Origin of the sequence: Glycomyces paridis (assembly GCF_004912155.1) — a bacterium.
Classification (GTDB): Bacteria; Actinomycetota; Actinomycetes; order Mycobacteriales; family Micromonosporaceae; genus Glycomyces; species Glycomyces paridis.
Genome location: NZ_STGX01000013.1, coordinates 41,810 through 58,915, shown reverse-complemented (window position 1 = coordinate 58,915; position 17,106 = coordinate 41,810). Strand labels below are relative to the sequence as shown.

Sequence of the window (17,106 nt, the reverse complement as noted above, 5' to 3'; positions counted from 1 at the left end):
CCTTGGCATTCGCCGGAGTTATCCTCGGACGATGCGCACCGACGGGCACGTCCGCAGCCTGGCCGGCAACCGCCGCTTCAGACAGCTGCTCGCGGTCCGCCTGACCTCCCAGGCCGCCGACGGCATGTTCCAGGCCTCCCTGGCGCTCTCGGTCTTCTTCAACCCCGCCCTCGGCGAGGCCAGCGACCCGTTCAGGTACGCCGCCGCCGTCGCGATCCTCCTCGGCCCGTACTCCCTGCTCGGGCCCTATGTCGGGACCGTCCTCGACCGGTTCAGCCGCCGCAACCTCATCGCCGGCGCGAACCTCGCACGGGCCCTGCTCATGATCGTCATCTGCCTCACCCTCGCCACCGGGTTCAACTGGACGTGGATCCTGTGCGCGATGCTCGTCCTGGCCGCCAACCGCTTCGTCCTCGCGGGCCTGGCCGCCGCCCACCCGCAGGTCGTGCCCGCCGACGACCTCGTCACCGCCAACTCCCTCGCCTCCACTCTCGGCGCCCTCGCCTACGGCCTCGGCCTCGCCACCACCGGCGTCGCCAAACTCCTCGACTCCGGGGTCTCCTACTCCATGCTCGCCTTCGCGGCCGGCTGCGGCTACCTCGTCTCGGCGCTCCTGGTCGGCATGTCCTTCCGCCGGTCCGACCTCGGCCCCGCCGAGGACGAGGCCGCCCCCGGGGGCCTGTGGCGCGGCATCGCCGCCACCACCGCCGGCATGTGGGCCGGCTTCAAGCACCTCGGCCGCCGCCGCGGCCCCGCCCTCGCCATGGCCGTCCAGGGCCTCCACCGCTTCCTCTACGGCATCGTGTTCATCATCGCGATCGCCCTGTTCATGGGCTTCTTCTGGGACGTCGAATCCGACCCGACCCGCACCACCACGATCTCCTGGCTCCTCGTGCTCGCCGTCCTCGGCAACGTCGGCGTCCTCGCCGCCGCCCTCGCCACCCCCCGCGCCACCCGCGTCTGGGGCCCCCGCAACTGGGTGATCGTCCTCATGGCCCTGTGCGCCCTCGTCGTCGCCGCCCTCGCCGGCACCATGCGGCCGGTCATGTTCGCCGTCGCCGTCCTGCTGGTGAACATCGCCTCCCAGGGCGTCAAGATCACCGTCGACACCGCCATCCAGCGCGGCGTCGAGGACGCCTACCGCGGCCGCGTCTTCAGCGTCAACGACACCGTCTACAACGTCGGCTACCTCGCGGGCCTTTTCGCGGCCGCCCTCGTCGTCCCCGCGAACGGCTACGCGCCCGGCACCCTCGCCGTCGTCGCGCTCGCTTACGGCCTGATCTGCGTCGGATACGCCTACCTCGCACGAGACGAGGCACCGTACGATTCACAGGCATGGAGCCCAGCCGCCCCCGAACCGAGACCGAGCACCAGCACCTGACCGACGAAGCGGCCCTGGCCAACCCCTTCCGCGGCACACCCCCCTGGCAGCGCGGCAGCGGCTGGAAGCGCGGCCTCGCCGGGCTCGGCGCGGTTCTGCTCACCGCCGGCTCCATCGCCGCCGTCGCCTGGCTCGCCTTCCGCGACCCCGGCGGCTCCGGCGCCGAGGCCGAGACCGTCATCTCCGAACGCTGCCAGGTCACCGAGGCCGACGACGCGAACGACCCCGTAGACCCGATGGACGCCGGCGCCCCGCCCGACCGCTCGATCGCCCTCGTCCAGACCAACTACGGCGACATCTCGGTCCTGCTGTGGGGCGACGTCGCCCCCTGCGGCGTCGAGGCCTTCGCGCACTTCGCCGCGACCGGCTTCTACGGCGCCCACGAATGCGACCGGCTCACCACGCAGGCGGCCGACCCGACCGCGATCCTGCGCTGCGGCAGCCCCGGCGCCACCGCCGCCGAAGAGGACTCCGACGCGTCCTACGGGCCCGGCTGGCGCTTCCAGGCCGAGACCGGCATGGCCGGCAACGACGTCGCCGACGTCCTCGCCCTCGTCACCGACGACCGCGGCCGCGCCGGCAGCGCCTTCGCGCTCATCAGAGGAGCGGCCGTCCCGACCGCCGGCGTCAGCGTCATCGGCGGGATCGTCGACGGCTACGAGGTCCTCGACCAGATCGCGGCCCTCACCGACACCGTCGCCTACGACGGCGCCCCGCCCGCTCCCGTCGAGGTCTGGGCCGTGCAGATCAGCGAACTCGCCGACCTGCCCACCGGACCCGACACCGTCGACGAGGAACCGACCACCGCGCCGACCGGCACCGCGACCACCGGCGCGCCGACGACCGCCGAACCGACCACGCCCGCGGGCACCCCCTCGGAGAGCGCCAGCTAGAGCCGGTCAGTCCTCGCCCTTGTCCTTCTCCGAACCGCCCCGCTTGGCGTACTTGTCCACGTACTCCTGACCGGTCAGGCGCCGGATCGAATCCATGACCTCGTCGGTCACCGCCCGGATCACCACCCGGTCGTTCTCCATGCCCCGGTACCGCGTGAAGTCCAGCGGCTTGCCGACCCGCACGCCCACCGGCGCCACCCGCGGCCGCGACTCGCCGATCGGCAGCACCTTCTCCGTCCCGATGAGCCCCACCGGCACCACCGGCGCACCCGAGGCCAGCGCCAGACGCGCCACCCCCGGCTTGCCCCGGTACAGGCGCCCGTCCGGCGACCGCGTCCCCTCCGGGAAGATCGCGAACACCCGGCCCTCCTCCAGGACCTCCAGCGACGGCTCCAGCGACGAGGCGCTCTTGCGTCCCCCGGAGCGGTCCACGGCCACCTGGCCGAGGGCCTTCACCGTCGAGGAGATGATCTTGCCCTTCAGGCCCGCGCCGGTGAAGTACTCGATCTTCGCCATCGTCGCGATGTGCCTGCGGGTGGCGAGCGCCAGGAAGTAGTGGTCGGCGACGGAGAGGTGGTTGGACGCCAGGATGACCGGGCCGGTCTCGGGGATGTGCTCCCGACCGTCGATCCACGGCCGCCAGATGAGTTTGATGGTCGGCGCGGCCGTCCATTGCAGCGTCTTGTACAGCACCGTGTTCAGCTCTCCAGTGGTCTCGCCCCGGCGGCGGGAGGTTCGGGTCAGGGCCGGTGTCGCGGCTCGCGAGCGAGGCCGTGCCTGCCAATTATGGCGCGCGATCCGCTCGCGGCGACACCCGCGGCGCACGGGCCCCGCCCGGTCGCGCGACTCCCACCGCTCGCAGGCGTCGCCTGGGCAGGCCCGAGTCTAAGGCATCTGCGTGCGCTACAGGTACTGACCGGGATGGTGGTCGCGGTCGTCACCGCGCGCCGCCCGCTCCGCCATGACGGCTCTCAGCTGCGGCGGAAGGTCCTCCCCGCCGGCGGTCAGGGCCTTCAGCTCGCCCGAGCGCATCGAGTCGAGCTGGAGGCGCGCGGCCATCTGCTGCGCGACGAGCGCGGCCTGGATGCCGTGGAAGAGCCCTTCGAGCCAGCCGACGAGCTGGGCCTGCGCGATGCGCAGCTCCGCCTCGGTCGGGATCTCGTCGGCGCTGAAGGGCAGCGAAAGCCGTTCGAGCTCGTCGCGCAGTTCGGGCGCGAGGCCGGTCTCCAGTTCGGCTATGGACCGCTGGTGGATGTCGCGCAGGCGCTGGCGGCCCTTGTCGTCGAGGTCGGCGGCGCGGACCTCTTCGAGGAGCTGCTTGATCATCGATCCGACGCGCATGACCTTGGCCGGTTCGGGGACGAGCTTGGTGGGGTCGGACTCGTAGCGGTCCTCCTCCTCGTCCCGGGCGGCCGCGTCCTCCGCGGTGACCGGGTTGCCGTCGGCGTCGACGATGAGCAGCTCGTCCTCGGACTCGCGCTCCTCGTGGCCGTCCTGCTCCGGGTTGGTGTTCGCTTCGCTCATGGTCGGCGTGGCCCCGCTCGTGTCGATGGGTTCGTGGTCTCGGCGGCACTGTCCTCCAGTGCCCGTTCCGTTCCTCTTCCACGAGCCTAACGCGACCGGGCGCGGGGGTGTTCCCGCTCGGGGGAGTGTGCGGGCGGGCACGGAAAAGGCCCGGTGATGATCACCGGGCCTTCGCTGTGCGCGAGGGGGGACTTGAACCCCCACGTCCTTGCGGACACTGGCACCTGAAGCCAGCGCGTCTGCCATTCCGCCACTCGCGCGAGTGTCAGTACTTGCGACGCGACGATACTACCTTGGGCGGCGCCGGTGGCTCAACTGGGTATGCGGCGCTTGAGTCCGGGGCCACTCACAGGAGCGGGCGCAGGCGTCCCACCGGCTTGCCGCCGCCGAGGATCTCGGGCCAGTAGAGGCTCTCGACCTCAGGTTTGGCGGCTTCGGGGATGGCGAGTCCGCCGATGCGGGTGAGGGCGCGCAGGGCCACGGGCATGGAGGCGCGGCCGGCGCCGTCGTCGATCTTGACGGCCGCGGCGCCGACGCCGGGGACGGCGAGGACGTGGAAGCCCTCGGCGCCGCCTTTGGCGAGGAGGCCGGGGATCGCGGACATGGCGCGGTGGTCGGGCCCGTGGGTGCCGTCGATGAGGATCGGGTTGGCGCGCATGGCGTCGGCGACGCGGCGCTCCGGGCTGCCTTCGGGGGCTTCGACGAGGCGGGAGAAGGCCGTGGCGATTCCGCGGAGGGACACGGCCAGGACCGGGGCCCCGCAGCCGTCGACGCCGACCGCGCCGACGGTCTCGCCGGTGAGCTCCTCGACGGTGGCGGTGATGAGTTCCTGGAGCGGGTGGTCGGGTTCGCGGTAGGTCGCGAGGTCCCAGCCGGCGGCGGCGCAGGCGGCGAGCATTCCCGAGTGTTTGCCCGAGCAGTTCATGTAGACGCGGCGCGGCTCGGGGCCGTCGGCGGCGATCACGGTGTTGCGGGCCGTCGGGTCGCTGGGCAGGTCGGGCGGGCATTGGAGGTGCGTCTCGCCGAGGCCGGCGTGGGCGAGCACCGACCGGGCGCGTGCGAGGTGCACGGGTTCGCCGCGGTGGCTGGCGGCGGCGATGGCGAGGTCGGCCTCCGAGTCGGGCTCCCATCCGGCGCGGAGCATGGCGAGGGCCTGCATGGGCTTGTTGGAGGAGCGGGGGAAGACCGGGGAGTCGGCGTCGCCGATCGCGGCGACGAGGGCTCCGGCGGGGTCGGTCACGGCCACGCTGCCCCGGTGGAGGCTCTCGGCGAATCCGGACCGGACGATCTCTGCGACGAGTTCGCCGCCGCGGTAGGTAGCAGTCATACCGCGAGGCTAATCCCGTCGCCGCCGCCGCGCGGCCCGATCGCCCGCGATGAGACGCGCGTCCGGTGCTGGACGCGCGGAGGTACCTTGCCGGGCGACCCTGCAATCGTTGAGGAGCAGTCATGGGCGCGGTCATGAGTTTCACGAAGGTGACTTCCGACGAGCTGAAGTGGGCCGAGGACAACCCCGCCGACGTCGAGGACTTCGTCCTCGGCAGGGAGCGGGAGGAGGCGGTGGACGGCTACCTCGACAAGGGGTGGCGCGACCTCCAGGAGCTGTTCGACGCCGCCGACGTCGACATCGAACTGCGCGACGACGGCGACTTCATCGACGAGGAGGGCGTCTACTTCGCGTGGTCGAGCGGGCTGGTCGCGGCGACGGCGGCGCTGTTGCGGGAGGCGACGTTCGAGCGGCTCCGGGCGCACCTGGACCCCGAGGCGGCCGCGGACGAGTCGGCGCTGGCGTACGTGGAGGGCTGCTACGCGACCCTCAGGGCGTTCTTCGCGGACGCGGCCGACTCCGGGTCGGCCGCGATCATGACCTTCAGTTACTGAGGCGGTTCACAGGCTCGCGGCCTGGCCCGCGACGTCGAAGCGGGCGTCGGGGTCGGCGGCTGCGGAGCGTTTGACGGTCGCGAGGGCGATCTGGCCGAGCTCGTAGTGCTGGACGGCGGTGCCGATCGTGCCGACTTCTTTGTCGCCCAGGCTGACCGGTGTGCCGTGGGCGGGCGGGTGCTCGTCGGTGCCGTCGAGGTGGAGTTGGACGAGGCGGCGGGGCGGCTGTCCGAGGTGGTGGACCTTGGCGACGGTCTCCTGGCCGCGGTAGCAGCCCTTGTCGAGGTGGACGGCGGCGGCGAGCCAGGGGGCGACCTCGTGGGGGACGGTCTTCTCGTCGGTGTCGATGCCGAAGGCGGGGACGTTCGCGGCGATGCGCAGGGCGTCCCAGGCCCAGGTGCCGGCGGGCGCGGCGTCCCCGGAGAGCAGTTCGGCGCCCGCGTCCTCGCGGCGGACCATGAGGTCGGCGGTGAAGACGCCGAGGGCGTCGGTGCGGCGGGTCCAGCCCTCGGTGCGGTCGAGTTCGGAGCCGGGGTAGACGGCGGTGGGGACCTTGAGGAGGTCCTTGGCGGCGAACTTGGGGACCGGGACGGGCTGGAGGACGGGCGCGGGCTCCTCGGCGGCGCCGGGGAACGTGTACGTGAACAGGGCCCACTCGCCGGTGGCGTCGGCGAGGTCGACCTCGGTGCGGAACTTCATGAGTTCGAGGTACTTCAGGAGGGCCTCGCCGCGGCCGGGCTCGGTGTCGAGCCAGGTGGTGGCGCCGTCGTCGTAGACGTTCATGTGGTGCTCGACGCGACCGGTGGGGGAGAGGACGAGCGTCTGGGTGCCCTCGTGCGGCTTGAGGCTCGTGAGGTGTTGGGTGGTGAGGGAGTGCAGCCATTCGAGGCGCGGCGCACCCGTGACGGTGACGATGTCGCGGTCGGAGCGGTCGAAGAGGGCGCCGGCCTCGGTCGTCATCGCCTTCTTCTGCTCGCCCAGGGGGGAGCCGTAGTGGCGGGCGGTGCGTCCGGCGTCGGTGGCGACGGCTCCGGGGAGGTCCAGGAGCGGGGACGGTGCGGACTCGGTCATGTGTGCTTCTCCAGGCATTCGGCGCAGGTTCCGAAGACGGCGACGTGGCCGACGTCGATGACGAAACCCGTCGCATCGGCGACGTCGTCGCGCGCGTTCGCGAACAGCGTGGGCGCGACTTCGGTGATCCGGCCGCAGCGGTGGCACACCAGGTGGGCGTGGCCTCTGTCGCCGGACAGGTGGTAGGTGGGGGCGCCGTGGGAGAGGTGGGTGTGGGAGACGAGCTGGAGCTCTTCGAGCAGGTCGAGGGTGCGGTAGACGGTGGTGATGTTCACGCCTTCGACCTGGCCGCGGATCTGCTCGTGGATCTGCTCGGGGGTCGCGTGCCCGAGGGTGCGGACGGCCTCCAGGACGAGCTGGCGCTGCGCGGTCATGCGCAGGCCCTTGGAGCGCAGCACCGCGGCGAGTTCGGTCTCGGCCTCGGCTTCGGTGGGCATGAGTGCATCGTACTGCGCGCTCCTTCGGCCACGCGTGTCGTCCGTCCCACCCCGGTCGGCGGCGCCCGATACGCCCTCAGTGACACTTTCGGGTGACTTCGGCGCCGGTTCGGCGGGTTTTCGTCGTACCCGGCGGCGAATCTGGGACCTACCTTTCCCCTCTCGGGAGGGTGGGGGTTGGGGATGGCGGGGGCAGGGCGCGTGTTTCCCCGGTGAGCGTGCCGGGGCGGGCGGGGCCGGGAGGGGAGCACAATGGCCGCATGGCACTAGTAACCGCAGTACTGCACCGCGGCGTCGTCGACTCCGACGAGCCGCTCCTGTGCGCCGACGACCTCGGGGTCCTCCGGGGCGACGGCGTCTTCGAGACCGTCAACGTGCGGGCCGGGCAGGCCTTCCTGCTGTCGGAGCACCTCGACCGGATGGCGAACTCCGCGCGCCGCATGGAGTTCGAGCTGCCCGCGAAGGCCGAGATGGCGGGCCTCGCCGAGCAGGCCCTGGAGGCCTGGCGCGAGCGGGCCGAGGGCGAGGGCGCGCTGCGCCTGGTCGCCACCCGCGGCCGCGAGCACGGCGGACCGCCCACCGTCTACGCCACCGTCGACCCCGTCCCGCGCGAGCGCATCCTGCCGCGCCGCGACGGGTTGAAGATCGCCACGGCGACCCTGGGGGTGAATGCCGATGCGCGGGGCGAAGCCCCGTGGCTTCTAGGCGGGGTCAAAGCACTCTCGTACGCGTCGATGATGGCGGTGACGCGCTGGGCGAAGACCCAGGGCGCCGACGACGCCCTGTGGGTCTCGGCCGACGGCTTCGCGCTGGAGGGGCCGACCTCCTCGCTGCTGTGGCTGGAGGGCGAGACGCTCTGCACCACACCGACCTCCGCGGGCATCCTGCCGGGCACGACCAGCGCCCACCTGCTGGAGCAGGCCCCGAAGGCCGGGCTGAAGACCGCCGAGAAGCTCATCGCCGCAAGCGATCTGAAGAACGCCGAGGCCGCATGGCTGAGCTCCTCGGTCCGAGGTGTGGCCTTCATCACCCAGATTGATGGGGAGGCGGTCGCTCAGCGCCCGGACATCACGGCTGAGCTGGACAAACTCGCGGGCTTCGAGGTTCCTTCGTAACGGTTCGGCATCGATTCCCAGGTTCTTCCCAGGCTCGGCACAGGCCACGTTCAGAGACGGTCCTCATAGTAATGAGTGTTCCGGTCACGCCGACAAGCCGAACGGACGGACATGGGCAGTCTTCCGGGAGGCACGGAACAATCCGGGGGCACTAGCCAGTAAGGGCAATCGGGCACAGCCCTACTGGTGCCAATGAAAAGTGGAGCTCCTCCACTTTATCGGGGCCGCAGCGAATGGGCAAGCGCTGCGGCCCCATTACCGTGTCACGGGTTCGACACGAACCCGCAACGGCCCGCGAATCCCCCGCGGCCCTTCCGATCTCCGCGTTCCCTTTCCCGCATTCCCGCTCCCGCAATGCGATCGCGTTCCCGGCGGTCCGTGCGGGGCGCCGCCGCTTCGTCGTCCCCGATCCGGTCAGTGCGCGATGACCTTGCCGGGGTTGAGGATGCCGAGCGGGTCGAGCGCGTGCTTCAGCCGCCGCTGCACCGCGAGGTTCACGGGGTCGAGTTCCCGTTCCAGCCAGTCGCGTTTGAGCAGCCCGACGCCGTGCTCGCCGGTGATGGTGCCGCCCATGGCGAGCGCCATCGCGAGGATCTCGTCGAACGCGGCCTTCCCGGCGGCGAGCGAGGCCGGGTCCTCGGGGTGGACGATGATGTTGGGGTGCAGGTTCCCGTCCCCGGCGTGGGCGATGACGCCGATGAGGACGCCGTGGCGTTCGGCCGCGGCCTGGACGCCGTCGAGGGCCTCGGCGAGGCGGGCGCGCGGCACGGCCACGTCGTCGACGAGCACGGTCCCGAGCTTCTCCATGGCGTGGTAGGCGTCCCGCCGCGACTGGAGCAGCGCGTCGGCCTCCGCGGCGTCGGTGGCCCGGTAGACCTCGGTGGCGCCGGCGGCCTCGCAGAGGCCCTCGATGGCCGCGAGCTCGGCGGCGGGGTCGGCGTCGGCGCACACCAGCAGGAGCGCGGCGGCCTCGGTCGGCAGTCCCATGGGCCGCAGGTCCTCCAGGGCCCGCAGGTGGGTGTTGTCGATGAGTTCGAGCAGGCTCGGCTGCGCGCCCGAGGCCATGATCGCGGTGACGGCGCGCCCGGCGTCGGCGGTGGTCGCGAAGACCGCGGCGAGGGTGAGCCGCTGCGCCGGAATCGGCGAGAGCTTCAGCGTCGCCTCGGTGACGACCCCGAGCGTCCCCTCGGACCCGCAGAACAGGCGCACCAGGTCGTACCCGGCGACGCCTTTGGCGGTGCGCCGGCCGCAGCGCATGACCTCGCCGGAGGCGAGCACGACTTCGAGGCCGAGCACGTATTCGGGGGTCGTCCCGTACTTGACGCAGCACATGCCGCCCGCGGCGGTGGCGATGTTCCCGCCGACCGTGGAGATCTGCCACGAGCCGGGGTCGGGGCTGTAGCGCAGGCCGTGCTCGGCGGCGGCGGCCGAGACCGCGGCGTTGAGGACCCCCGGCTGGCAGACCGCGAGCCGGTCGACCGGGTCGATCGACAGGATGCGGTCCATCCCGGAGAGGTCGAGGAGCACCGCGCCGTCAACGGCGGTCGCCGCCCCGGCGAGCCCGGTCCGGGCCCCTTGCGGCACCACGGGAACGCCGTACTCGGAGACGATCCGCAGGACCGCGGACACGTCCTCGGTGGCGCGTGCGCGCACGAGCGCCAGCGCCGCCCCGGGCGGCACGAGGCCCGCGTGGTCCTGCGAGTGGGCGGCCAGGACGTCCGGATCGGTGACCGGCGCCAGGCCCGCCGCGGCCAGCGCGGTGATGGGATCGCTCATCCCGGAAGGGTAAGGCCGCGTGCCGCCCCTCGGCCCGCAGCCCCCGCAGTCCCCGCCCACCCTGGGAAGTGCCTCCACCGTCGCGCGCGGGTACGACAATTCGCGGGCCCGCGCGCCTGCGCACGCCCGCAAGTCGACCGATCGTGTGAACCCCGCCCGACGGCACTCGCGTTTCAGGCGGTCGGGGAAGCGACCCGGAAGGGCCGGGCGGCGTCTACTCCTCCGCGTACGGGTCGGTGTCGACGACCTCGCGGATGATCTTCGCGAGCTCTTCGACCCGCTCGATGCCCTCGCCGTCGGAGGCGGAGCCGCCGGTGAGGATGGAGACCGAGATCGGGGTCTCGGTGTCGCCGGCGATGACGCCGATCGAGTTGACGACCCATTCGCCGCCCATGACGTCGCGCGTGTCCCAGCCGTTCTTCATCCACACGGTCTCGCCCTCGTGCGCCGCCGCCGAGACGCCCCACTGCTGGAAGCCGGCCAGGTCGCCCATGAGCGACCGCGCGAACTCGACCTGCTCGGCGTCGAGCACCCCGCCGTCCTCGAACAGCGCGAGCTCGAGCACCCGCAGCTGGTCGACGGCGGTCGTCTGGGTCTTGCCCCACTGCTCGGTCTCGTTCGGGTTCGTGTGCTCCAGGCCGAAGTCGATGTGCGCCTGGGCGATCGCCGCGTGGCCGTCGTCGAAGGTCCCGCCGTAGAGCATGTCGTTGGTGGCGTCGTTGTCGGAGTTGCGGATCATCAGCTCGGCGCGGTCCAGGAGCCAGTCCGGGACCTGGTCGAGCGTGCCGTACTCCTCCAGCACCATCGTGAGGATCTCGACCTTGACGATCGAGGCCGTGTCGTACTGGACCTCGCCGTCGTAGTCGAGCTGGAACTCCCCGTCGTCAACCGCGACCGACGCGTAGAAGTTCTCGTCCTCCAGGCCCGCGACGTACTCGCCGACCGCTTCGTCGAGCGCGCCCTGCAACTTCGCCTGGGCGGCCTCGCGCAGCTCCTCGTCGGTGGGCTGGAGCGTCGAGTCGGACAGGTCCGACTCGTTCGCCTGCGAACCGGGCAGGGTCTCCTGGTCGGCGCCGCCCGAGCCGCCGTCGTCGCCGGAGAAGCCGGTGAAGTAGATCGCCCCGGCGGCGAGCACGGCGACGGCCGGGACGGCGAGGTAGGGCCAAAGCCGCCGCGAGGTGGTGGGCTTGGAGGACACAGCTGGGAACCTGACTCTTCAATGCGGGGGACGCGGACGAAGTACTGCGGCCCACGCTAAAGCAGTCACGTCAGTGACCACAAGCAGGGTTGAAGGAGAGTTCCGTAACGGTTGCACAACGCACACCGTTACCCGGCACCCGCCCCTGCTGCCCCAATGATCCCCCTTCGCACCCCGGTCTGCAAACGCCGAAGCGCCCACCGCACGGCGGGCGCTTCGAAAGCTCGGTATTCAGGCGGGGCCGTGAGGCACCGGATCGGGTCTTCGGAATGGGACCTGGGGAGGAATTGCCATCAACGAGCGCCCGACGCCCGGCGCCTCACGGAGACTCCACCGCGCCGCTCCCCGGGCCGCACCGCTGCGGCCCCGACGGCTCGGGCGCCCCGAAGGGCGCGGGCCCGGTCGCCGCCGCGAACGGCAGCGGTCCGAGCGAGGTTGCCGCGAACGACCTGGTCCACGGGGCCAGCACCGTCGGCGACACCGGCTTCGGCTCGGGCCTGCGCCCACGCGCCTCGCGCGCCGGACGCGGCTCTGCGCCGTGCACCCCGGCCCGCACCGCCCGCTGCCGGTCGCGGCGATTGCGCACCCGCCCGGACGGCACCCACGGCGAGGCCTGCGGGCCGTGGGCCTGGACCGCCGCCTGCGAACCGCAGATCTGCACCCGCGGCAGCGCAGGCGGGGCGAGCGGTTCGGCCCGGTGCGACACCGCGACGGCGCCGCGCGCCGAAGGCACCCGCACGACCGTCGTTCCTTCGGCTGTGGCCCTTGCGAACGCGGCCCGGTCGACCGGCACCTTCTCGACCGTGGCCCTTTCAACCGTCGCCTTCACGACCGTCGCCCTCTCGGGCATGGTGCTTTCGAGCACGGCCCTCACGCCGCCGCCGCCCGCTGCTTCAGCAGGGTGCGCGCCACCGCCGCGGCCACACCCACCAGGCAGATGATCGCGACCAGCGCCAGCAGGCCGTTCGCGCCGTCGGCCACCGCCTTCGGGTCCACCGCCACGATCTCCTCCGCGTCGATCGCGTAGTCGTCGCCCGCGGCCGTGTCCTCCTCCGAGCCCGGCGGCGGACCGAACGCGTTGACCTCCTCGTCGGCGGCCGGCTCGGAAGCCTCGGCCTCCGCGGTGCCCTCCGCTTCGAGACCGCCCTCCTGGCCCTGGCGGCCCGCGGCGTCGTCCACGCCGGCGTCCTCGCCCTCGCCCGAGTCCTGCGGCGCGTCGTCCTCGTCCGGCGCGGGCAGCTCGTGGACCTCCGTGCCCGACCCGTCCCCGTCAGTCGACGGCGCCTCCTCGGCCTGCGGCTCGACCACCTTCACCTGCGCCGACTCGTACTCGGCGAACAGGCCGTGGCAGGAGGGCACCATCGCCACCTCGGCCGACCGGTTCATCTCGAACACCTGCGTCGCGCCCGCGCCGATGTCGTACACCTCGTCGCCCACATGCAGCTGCGCGTCCGTGCCAAGGTCGTTGCTGTAGCGGACCTGCGAACCCCGCTCCACCGTCACCTCGGAGGAGTCCGGGATCGACGTCGCCGACACCAGGCCCAGCGCGCCGCAGTCGCCGCTGAAGACGATCTCGCCGCCGCCGCCCGCCTCAGGCTCGTCCGCCGTCGCCATGCTCATCCCCGCCGCACCGCCGATGGCCAGCATCGACGCCGCAGACAGCGCCGCCAGACGCGACCGGCGCCGCTGCGCCCGCCGGTCCATCGCCTCCTGGATCACCGGCGGCACCCGGCCGTCGTTCACCGGGTACGGCAGTGGGGGACGCGTCTGAGCACGGGACTGCTGACCGAGCTTCGTGGTGTGTCTTCCCATGCCTGCGTCTCTCCAACTGCGTCTTGGTGTGGGTGCCGTGCCGACCGACCGGCCGCGCGAATCAGGTCTCAACCCCTTTCAACGAGGCCGGGCCCGAAAGGTGACGGCCCTCCACCCCCGCGATTCGCGCCGCCGCGCTCATGCGCCCGGACCCGCCCCCGCCGGCCTCCGTAGGATGTGCCCAGACAGCACCGAGCGAGACCGCGAGTACCCCATGGCGATCACGAAACCCGAGTCCGAGGACGAACGCGAGCCCGACGCCGCACCGGCACCGGACCCCGCCGCGCCCGCGGACGCCGCACCGGCGGCCACCGACGACGACCCCGACCGCTGGCGGCGCTTCGCCGACGGCGACCCGGCCGCCCCGCCCGCACGCCCCGGACGCCTGAGCGCAATCGGCCGCACCCTCGCCCGCGCCGCACGCAGCGAATGGACCCTCGCCGCCCTCTTCAGCGTCCTCCTCGCCGTCGCCATGACCTGGCCCCTCGCCACGAAACTCGACGAGGTCATCCCACACGACACCGGCGACCCCCTCCTCCTCACCTACATCCTCGGCTGGGTCGGCCACGCCCTCCTCGACAACCCCGCGGGCATCTGGGACACCAACAGCTTCTGGCCCCTCACCGACGCCTACCTCTTCACCGACACCCTCCTCGGCTACGCGCCCCTCGCCCTCTTCGCCACCAGCCCCGCCAGCGCGCTCGTCGTCTACAACCTCCTCTACATCGGCACCTTCGCCCTCGCCTTCCTCGGCGCGTACGCCCTCCTGCGCCAACTCGGCGCCCGCGTCGCCGGCTCCGCCGTCGCCGCCGCCGCATTCGCCTACGCCCCCTGGAAACTCGGCCAGGCCGGACACCTCCAGGTGCTCTCCTGCGGCGGCATCGCACTCGCCCTGGCGATGCTCGCCCGCGGCCACGGCTGGTCCCTGCGCGGCGGCTTCAAGGCCGAACGCCAGCGCCCCGGCTGGATCATCGCCGGATGGCTCACCGCCCTGTGGCAGTTCGCCATCGGCGCCGGACTCGGCATCCCCTTCGTCTACCTCCTGCTCGGCATCGGTGTGGTCGTCGGCCTCCACTGGCTCGTGCTCCGGCCGCGGCTGCGCTGGCAGACGTTGGCCGCCGACGGCATCGGGGGCGCCGTGTTCAGCCTCGGCGTCCTGTGGATCGCCGACAAGCACGCGGTCGTCGCCCAGAACTACCCCGAGTCGGTGCGCGACGCCGAGTACATCTCGTGGTTCAGCCCGACATGGCAGAGCTTCATCATCGCGCCGCAGGAGTCGCGCGTGTGGGGCGCGGCGCACGAGGCGGCGCGCGCCGACCTGACGTGGGCGCCCGAGCAGGCGCTCCTGGTGGGCTTCACGCTGACCGCGCTGGCGGTCGCGGGGCTCATCTGGTCGTGCTGGTCGGGTTGGCAGCGGTTCTGGCTGGCCCTGGGCGGCGGGGTGGTGTTCGCGATCAGCATGGGGCCGAACTTCCTCGACCACGGGTCGTGGGCGTGGGCGCTGCTGTACGAGTACGCGCCGGGCTGGAGCGCGATCCGCACGCCGGGGCGCCTCGTCCTGTACTTGACGCTGATCATGGCGGTGCTGGCGGCGGGGACGCTGACGCGGATCGCCGACGAGGCCGACGAGGTCTCGCATAGGGCGCGCGTCGACAAGCGGCTGAAGGTGAAGGCGCCCAAGCGGGTGCACGCGCTGCTGTTCCTGCCGATCGGCCTGGTGCTGTGGGAGGGCCTGACGGTCGCGCCGTACGTGCCGGTGCCGCAGGCCCCGGTCGACATGTCGTCGCTGGAAGGCCCGGTCCTGTTCCTGCCCGCGGGCGGGGGCGACACGAAGGTGCAGTACTGGAGCATCGACGGGTTCGTGGAGGTCGCCAACGGCGTCGCCGCGTTCACGCCGCACGAGCAGGAGGGCATCCGCTCGATGTCGATGGGCTTCCCGGACCAGGCGGCGATCGACGCCCTGCGGGACGCGGGCATCGAGACCGTCGTGGTCCAGCTCAACACGCTCCCAGGCAGCGACTGGTCCGGCATGGACACCGCGACCGACCCGTTCGGCGTCGAAGTGGAGCGGACCGAGACGGCGATCGTCTACGACCTCAACCCGTTATAAGCCCATATTTCGCATATTCCGGATATGTCCTCTAAGGGACCCCTGGTTCGAAAGTACCAGGGGAGTGCGACAATCTAAGCTTTTGCGAGCTTTGCTCACGAGGGCCCCATCGGGTTGAGGAACGTCAGGGAGCCGACCGCGTCCAGGCGCGGCGGCGAGTGCAGCGGCGAGGCGGTCATGTCGAAGGTGCGGTGCACGCCGCGGTGGTCGATCCGCATGAGGCTGCGCTCCAACGTGTCCGTCTGGAGCGCCTGCACCGGCGCGAGCCGCGCGAGCTCGGCGTCCACGAGCGGGTGGCCGCCCGCGGTGAAGTCCAGGAACCGAAGGCCCGCATCGAGAAAGCGCGGCATCGCCGCGTCCACCTCGGGGCTGAAGCCGAGGGCGTGCCGCGCCTCGCGCGAGATCGCGACGATCCGCGTGTCCGCCGCCAGCAGCAGGCACGGGTCGGCGCTCGCGAGCACGGCGCTGCGCCAGGCGGACAGCGCCGGGTCCAGCCACCTGCCATCGGCCCCTGCCGTTTTGGCGCGGAGCGGGATGACGAGTTCGAGTTGCGTCAATGGGCGTCCCGGGGGTAGTCGTAACGCTCAGTCGATCCACGTTAACAGAGAAAAGTTGATCTTCGTCCCCCGCGCGTCTACCCTCGGGTCATGAGTGCCAACGACGTGCCCGCATACGGAGTCGATTCCGAGGTGGGGCGCCTTCGCAGCGTCATGCTCCACCGGCCCGGAGGCGAACTGCGCCGCCTCACCCCTCGCAACACCGGCGCACTGCTCTTCGACGGCATCCCGTGGGTCGAACGCGCACAGGCCGAACACGACCGCTTCGCCGGCACGCTCCGCGATCAGGGCGTCGAGGTCCTCTACGTCGCCGAACTGCTCGCCGAGTGCTTCGAGACGCCCGAAGCCCGTGAAGCCGTGACGGTCTCGGTCGCCGCCGACCCGCGCCTGGGCCAGACCCTCCGCTCCGAGCTCGTCGGCCGCCTCGCCGACCTCGAACCCGAACGGCTCGCCGCCGTCCTCATCGAAGGACTGACCACAGAGGAGTTCGGCACTTCGCGGAGCCTGCGGCACAAGATGATGGGCCCAACCGACTTCGTCATCGACCCGCTGCCGAACATGATGTTCACCCGGGATTCCTCGGTGTGGGTCGGCGACGCGGTGGCCGTGACCAGCCTCGCGATGCCCGCCCGCCGCCGCGAGACCACGCTCACCGGCATCATCTACCACCACCACCCGCGCTTCGCCGCCGTCCCGAAGCTGTACGACCCGTCCCTGGAGCACCTCGAAGGCGGCGACGTCCTCGCCCTCGCCCCCGGCGTGCTCGCAGTCGGCGTGGGCGAGCGCACCACTCCCGCCGGGGCGGAGCGCCTGGCTCGCAGGGCCTTTGAACGCGGCACCGTCCACACGGTACTGGTGGTGCCGATCGCGCAGCGGCGCGCCACGATGCACCTCGACACCGTCTGCACCATGGTCGACCGCGACCGCATGGTCATGTACGCCCCGGCCGAGCGCCGCCTCAACGCGTACACGCTCACCAGCGCCGACGGCGGCGAGAGCCTCGACATCAAGGGCCCCAGGCGCTTCCTGGAAGCCGCGGCCGACGCGATCGGCGTCGACGCCGTCGAGATCATCCACACCGGCGAGCGGGACATGGTCACCGCCGAACGCGAGCAGTGGGACGACGGCAACAACACCCTCGCCCTCGCCCCCGGCATCGCGGTCGCCTACGAGCGCAACACGGTCACCAACGCCCGCCTCGAACGCGAAGGCGTCAAGGTCATGACCATCGCCGGCTCCGAACTCGGCTCCGGCCGCGGCGGCCCCCGCTGCATGTCCTGCCCGATCTCCCGGGACCTCCTCGTCAGTGCCTGAGGAGAGCGGCCCGCAGGGGCCGCCTCTCCGAGATCGA

The 17,106-nt window shown here is 72.0% G+C and carries 16 protein-coding genes and 1 tRNA gene; 6 read left to right on the top strand and 11 right to left on the bottom strand.

Going from position 1 to position 17,106, the window contains the following annotated elements; genetic code table 11:
• The first annotated feature begins 31 nt into the window (after positions 1-31).
• Both E9998_RS17155 and E9998_RS17150 read left to right on the top strand, forming a co-directional pair.
• The gene (locus tag E9998_RS17155) at positions 32-1,381 is read left to right on the top strand and encodes an MFS transporter (RefSeq protein WP_136530918.1); all 1,350 of its coding nucleotides are present in this window, start codon (positions 32-34) and stop codon (positions 1,379-1,381) included.
• Positions 1,336-2,274 carry a peptidylprolyl isomerase gene (locus E9998_RS17150; RefSeq protein WP_136530917.1) on the top strand — a complete coding sequence of 313 codons (939 nt, stop codon included), beginning with the start codon at positions 1,336-1,338 and terminating at the stop codon, positions 2,272-2,274. The genes E9998_RS17155 and E9998_RS17150 overlap by 46 nt, the downstream gene beginning before the upstream one ends.
• A gap of 6 nt (positions 2,275-2,280) precedes the next feature.
• Here the strand turns inward: E9998_RS17150 and E9998_RS17145 are convergent, their stop codons facing one another.
• The 4 genes from E9998_RS17145 to E9998_RS17130 all read right to left on the bottom strand — a co-directional run bounded on the left by E9998_RS17145 (position 2,281) and on the right by E9998_RS17130 (position 5,125).
• Positions 2,281-2,967, bottom strand: a complete 687-nt coding sequence (locus E9998_RS17145) for a lysophospholipid acyltransferase family protein (RefSeq protein WP_204745506.1) — start codon at positions 2,965-2,967, stop codon at positions 2,281-2,283.
• A gap of 210 nt (positions 2,968-3,177) precedes the next feature.
• A complete protein-coding gene (locus E9998_RS17140) occupies positions 3,178-3,798 on the bottom strand; it encodes a bacterial proteasome activator family protein (RefSeq protein WP_136530916.1) in 621 nt (206 codons plus the stop codon).
• Between the two features lie 177 nt (positions 3,799-3,975).
• A tRNA-Leu gene (locus tag E9998_RS17135) sits at positions 3,976-4,058 on the bottom strand.
• Between the two features lie 86 nt (positions 4,059-4,144).
• Complete coding sequence (locus E9998_RS17130; protein ID WP_136530915.1) at positions 4,145-5,125, bottom strand: asparaginase; 981 nt, start codon at positions 5,123-5,125, stop codon at positions 4,145-4,147.
• Between the two features lie 122 nt (positions 5,126-5,247).
• Between E9998_RS17130 and E9998_RS17125 the strand changes: the two genes are divergently transcribed.
• Positions 5,248-5,679 (top strand): DUF1877 family protein, encoded by a 432-nt coding sequence (locus tag E9998_RS17125; protein ID WP_136530914.1) that lies wholly within the window; start codon positions 5,248-5,250, stop codon positions 5,677-5,679.
• Between the two features lie 6 nt (positions 5,680-5,685).
• Here E9998_RS17125 and ygfZ read toward each other — a convergent pair whose 3' ends face one another.
• A complete protein-coding gene (ygfZ, locus tag E9998_RS17120) occupies positions 5,686-6,750 on the bottom strand; it encodes a CAF17-like 4Fe-4S cluster assembly/insertion protein YgfZ (protein WP_136530913.1) in 1,065 nt (354 codons plus the stop codon).
• Positions 6,747-7,187, bottom strand: coding sequence for a Fur family transcriptional regulator (locus tag E9998_RS17115; protein ID WP_136530912.1), 441 nt, complete (start codon positions 7,185-7,187; stop codon positions 6,747-6,749). The genes ygfZ and E9998_RS17115 overlap by 4 nt, the downstream gene beginning before the upstream one ends.
• 260 nt (positions 7,188-7,447) lie before the next feature.
• Here E9998_RS17115 and E9998_RS17110 point away from each other — a divergent pair, with 260 nt between their 5' ends.
• Positions 7,448-8,302, top strand: a complete 855-nt coding sequence (locus E9998_RS17110) for an aminotransferase class IV (RefSeq protein ID WP_136530911.1) — start codon at positions 7,448-7,450, stop codon at positions 8,300-8,302.
• A gap of 414 nt (positions 8,303-8,716) precedes the next feature.
• On the opposite strand, the gene E9998_RS17105 is transcribed toward E9998_RS17110, so the two are convergent.
• The 4 genes from E9998_RS17105 to E9998_RS17090 all read right to left on the bottom strand — a co-directional run bounded on the left by E9998_RS17105 (position 8,717) and on the right by E9998_RS17090 (position 13,088).
• The gene (locus E9998_RS17105) at positions 8,717-10,078 is read right to left on the bottom strand and encodes an FAD-binding oxidoreductase (protein ID WP_136530910.1); all 1,362 of its coding nucleotides are present in this window, start codon (positions 10,076-10,078) and stop codon (positions 8,717-8,719) included.
• A 214-nt stretch (positions 10,079-10,292) separates the two neighbouring features.
• Positions 10,293-11,276 (bottom strand): serine hydrolase, encoded by a 984-nt coding sequence (locus E9998_RS17100; protein ID WP_136530909.1) that lies wholly within the window; start codon positions 11,274-11,276, stop codon positions 10,293-10,295.
• Between the two features lie 319 nt (positions 11,277-11,595).
• Positions 11,596-12,141 (bottom strand): hypothetical protein, encoded by a 546-nt coding sequence (locus tag E9998_RS17095; protein ID WP_136530908.1) that lies wholly within the window; start codon positions 12,139-12,141, stop codon positions 11,596-11,598.
• A gap of 5 nt (positions 12,142-12,146) precedes the next feature.
• Positions 12,147-13,088: a hypothetical protein gene (locus E9998_RS17090; protein WP_136530907.1), complete on the bottom strand. Its 942-nt coding sequence runs from the start codon at positions 13,086-13,088 to the stop codon at positions 12,147-12,149.
• 214 nt (positions 13,089-13,302) lie between these two features.
• Between E9998_RS17090 and E9998_RS17085 the strand changes: the two genes are divergently transcribed.
• The gene (locus tag E9998_RS17085; protein WP_136530906.1) at positions 13,303-15,198 is read left to right on the top strand and encodes a hypothetical protein; all 1,896 of its coding nucleotides are present in this window, start codon (positions 13,303-13,305) and stop codon (positions 15,196-15,198) included.
• 95 nt (positions 15,199-15,293) lie between these two features.
• On the opposite strand, the gene E9998_RS17080 is transcribed toward E9998_RS17085, so the two are convergent.
• Positions 15,294-15,755, bottom strand: coding sequence for a hypothetical protein (locus E9998_RS17080; RefSeq protein ID WP_136530905.1), 462 nt, complete (start codon positions 15,753-15,755; stop codon positions 15,294-15,296).
• Positions 15,756-15,845: 90 nt separating this feature from the next.
• On the opposite strand from E9998_RS17080, the gene E9998_RS17075 reads away from it, so the two are divergent.
• Positions 15,846-17,069 carry an arginine deiminase gene (locus E9998_RS17075; protein WP_192907111.1) on the top strand — a complete coding sequence of 408 codons (1,224 nt, stop codon included), beginning with the start codon at positions 15,846-15,848 and terminating at the stop codon, positions 17,067-17,069.
• Positions 17,070-17,106 lie beyond the last annotated feature (37 nt).

Bases quoted from the DNA above. Each gene is read 5' to 3' on its own strand.
- E9998_RS17155 (WP_136530918.1), top strand. From the start codon at position 32: ATGCGCACCGACGGGCACGTCCGCAGCCTGGCCGGCAACCGCCGCTTC.
- E9998_RS17150 (WP_136530917.1), top strand. From the start codon at position 1,336: ATGGAGCCCAGCCGCCCCCGAACCGAGACCGAGCACCAGCACCTGACC.
- E9998_RS17140 (WP_136530916.1), bottom strand. From the start codon at position 3,798: ATGAGCGAAGCGAACACCAACCCGGAGCAGGACGGCCACGAGGAGCGC.
- E9998_RS17130 (WP_136530915.1), bottom strand. From the start codon at position 5,125: ATGACTGCTACCTACCGCGGCGGCGAACTCGTCGCAGAGATCGTCCGG.
- E9998_RS17125 (WP_136530914.1), top strand. From the start codon at position 5,248: ATGGGCGCGGTCATGAGTTTCACGAAGGTGACTTCCGACGAGCTGAAG.
- ygfZ (WP_136530913.1), bottom strand. From the start codon at position 6,750: ATGACCGAGTCCGCACCGTCCCCGCTCCTGGACCTCCCCGGAGCCGTC.
- E9998_RS17115 (WP_136530912.1), bottom strand. From the start codon at position 7,187: ATGCCCACCGAAGCCGAGGCCGAGACCGAACTCGCCGCGGTGCTGCGC.
- E9998_RS17110 (WP_136530911.1), top strand. From the start codon at position 7,448: ATGGCACTAGTAACCGCAGTACTGCACCGCGGCGTCGTCGACTCCGAC.
- E9998_RS17105 (WP_136530910.1), bottom strand. From the start codon at position 10,078: ATGAGCGATCCCATCACCGCGCTGGCCGCGGCGGGCCTGGCGCCGGTC.
- E9998_RS17090 (WP_136530907.1), bottom strand. From the start codon at position 13,088: ATGGGAAGACACACCACGAAGCTCGGTCAGCAGTCCCGTGCTCAGACG.
- E9998_RS17085 (WP_136530906.1), top strand. From the start codon at position 13,303: ATGGCGATCACGAAACCCGAGTCCGAGGACGAACGCGAGCCCGACGCC.
- E9998_RS17075 (WP_192907111.1), top strand. From the start codon at position 15,846: ATGAGTGCCAACGACGTGCCCGCATACGGAGTCGATTCCGAGGTGGGG.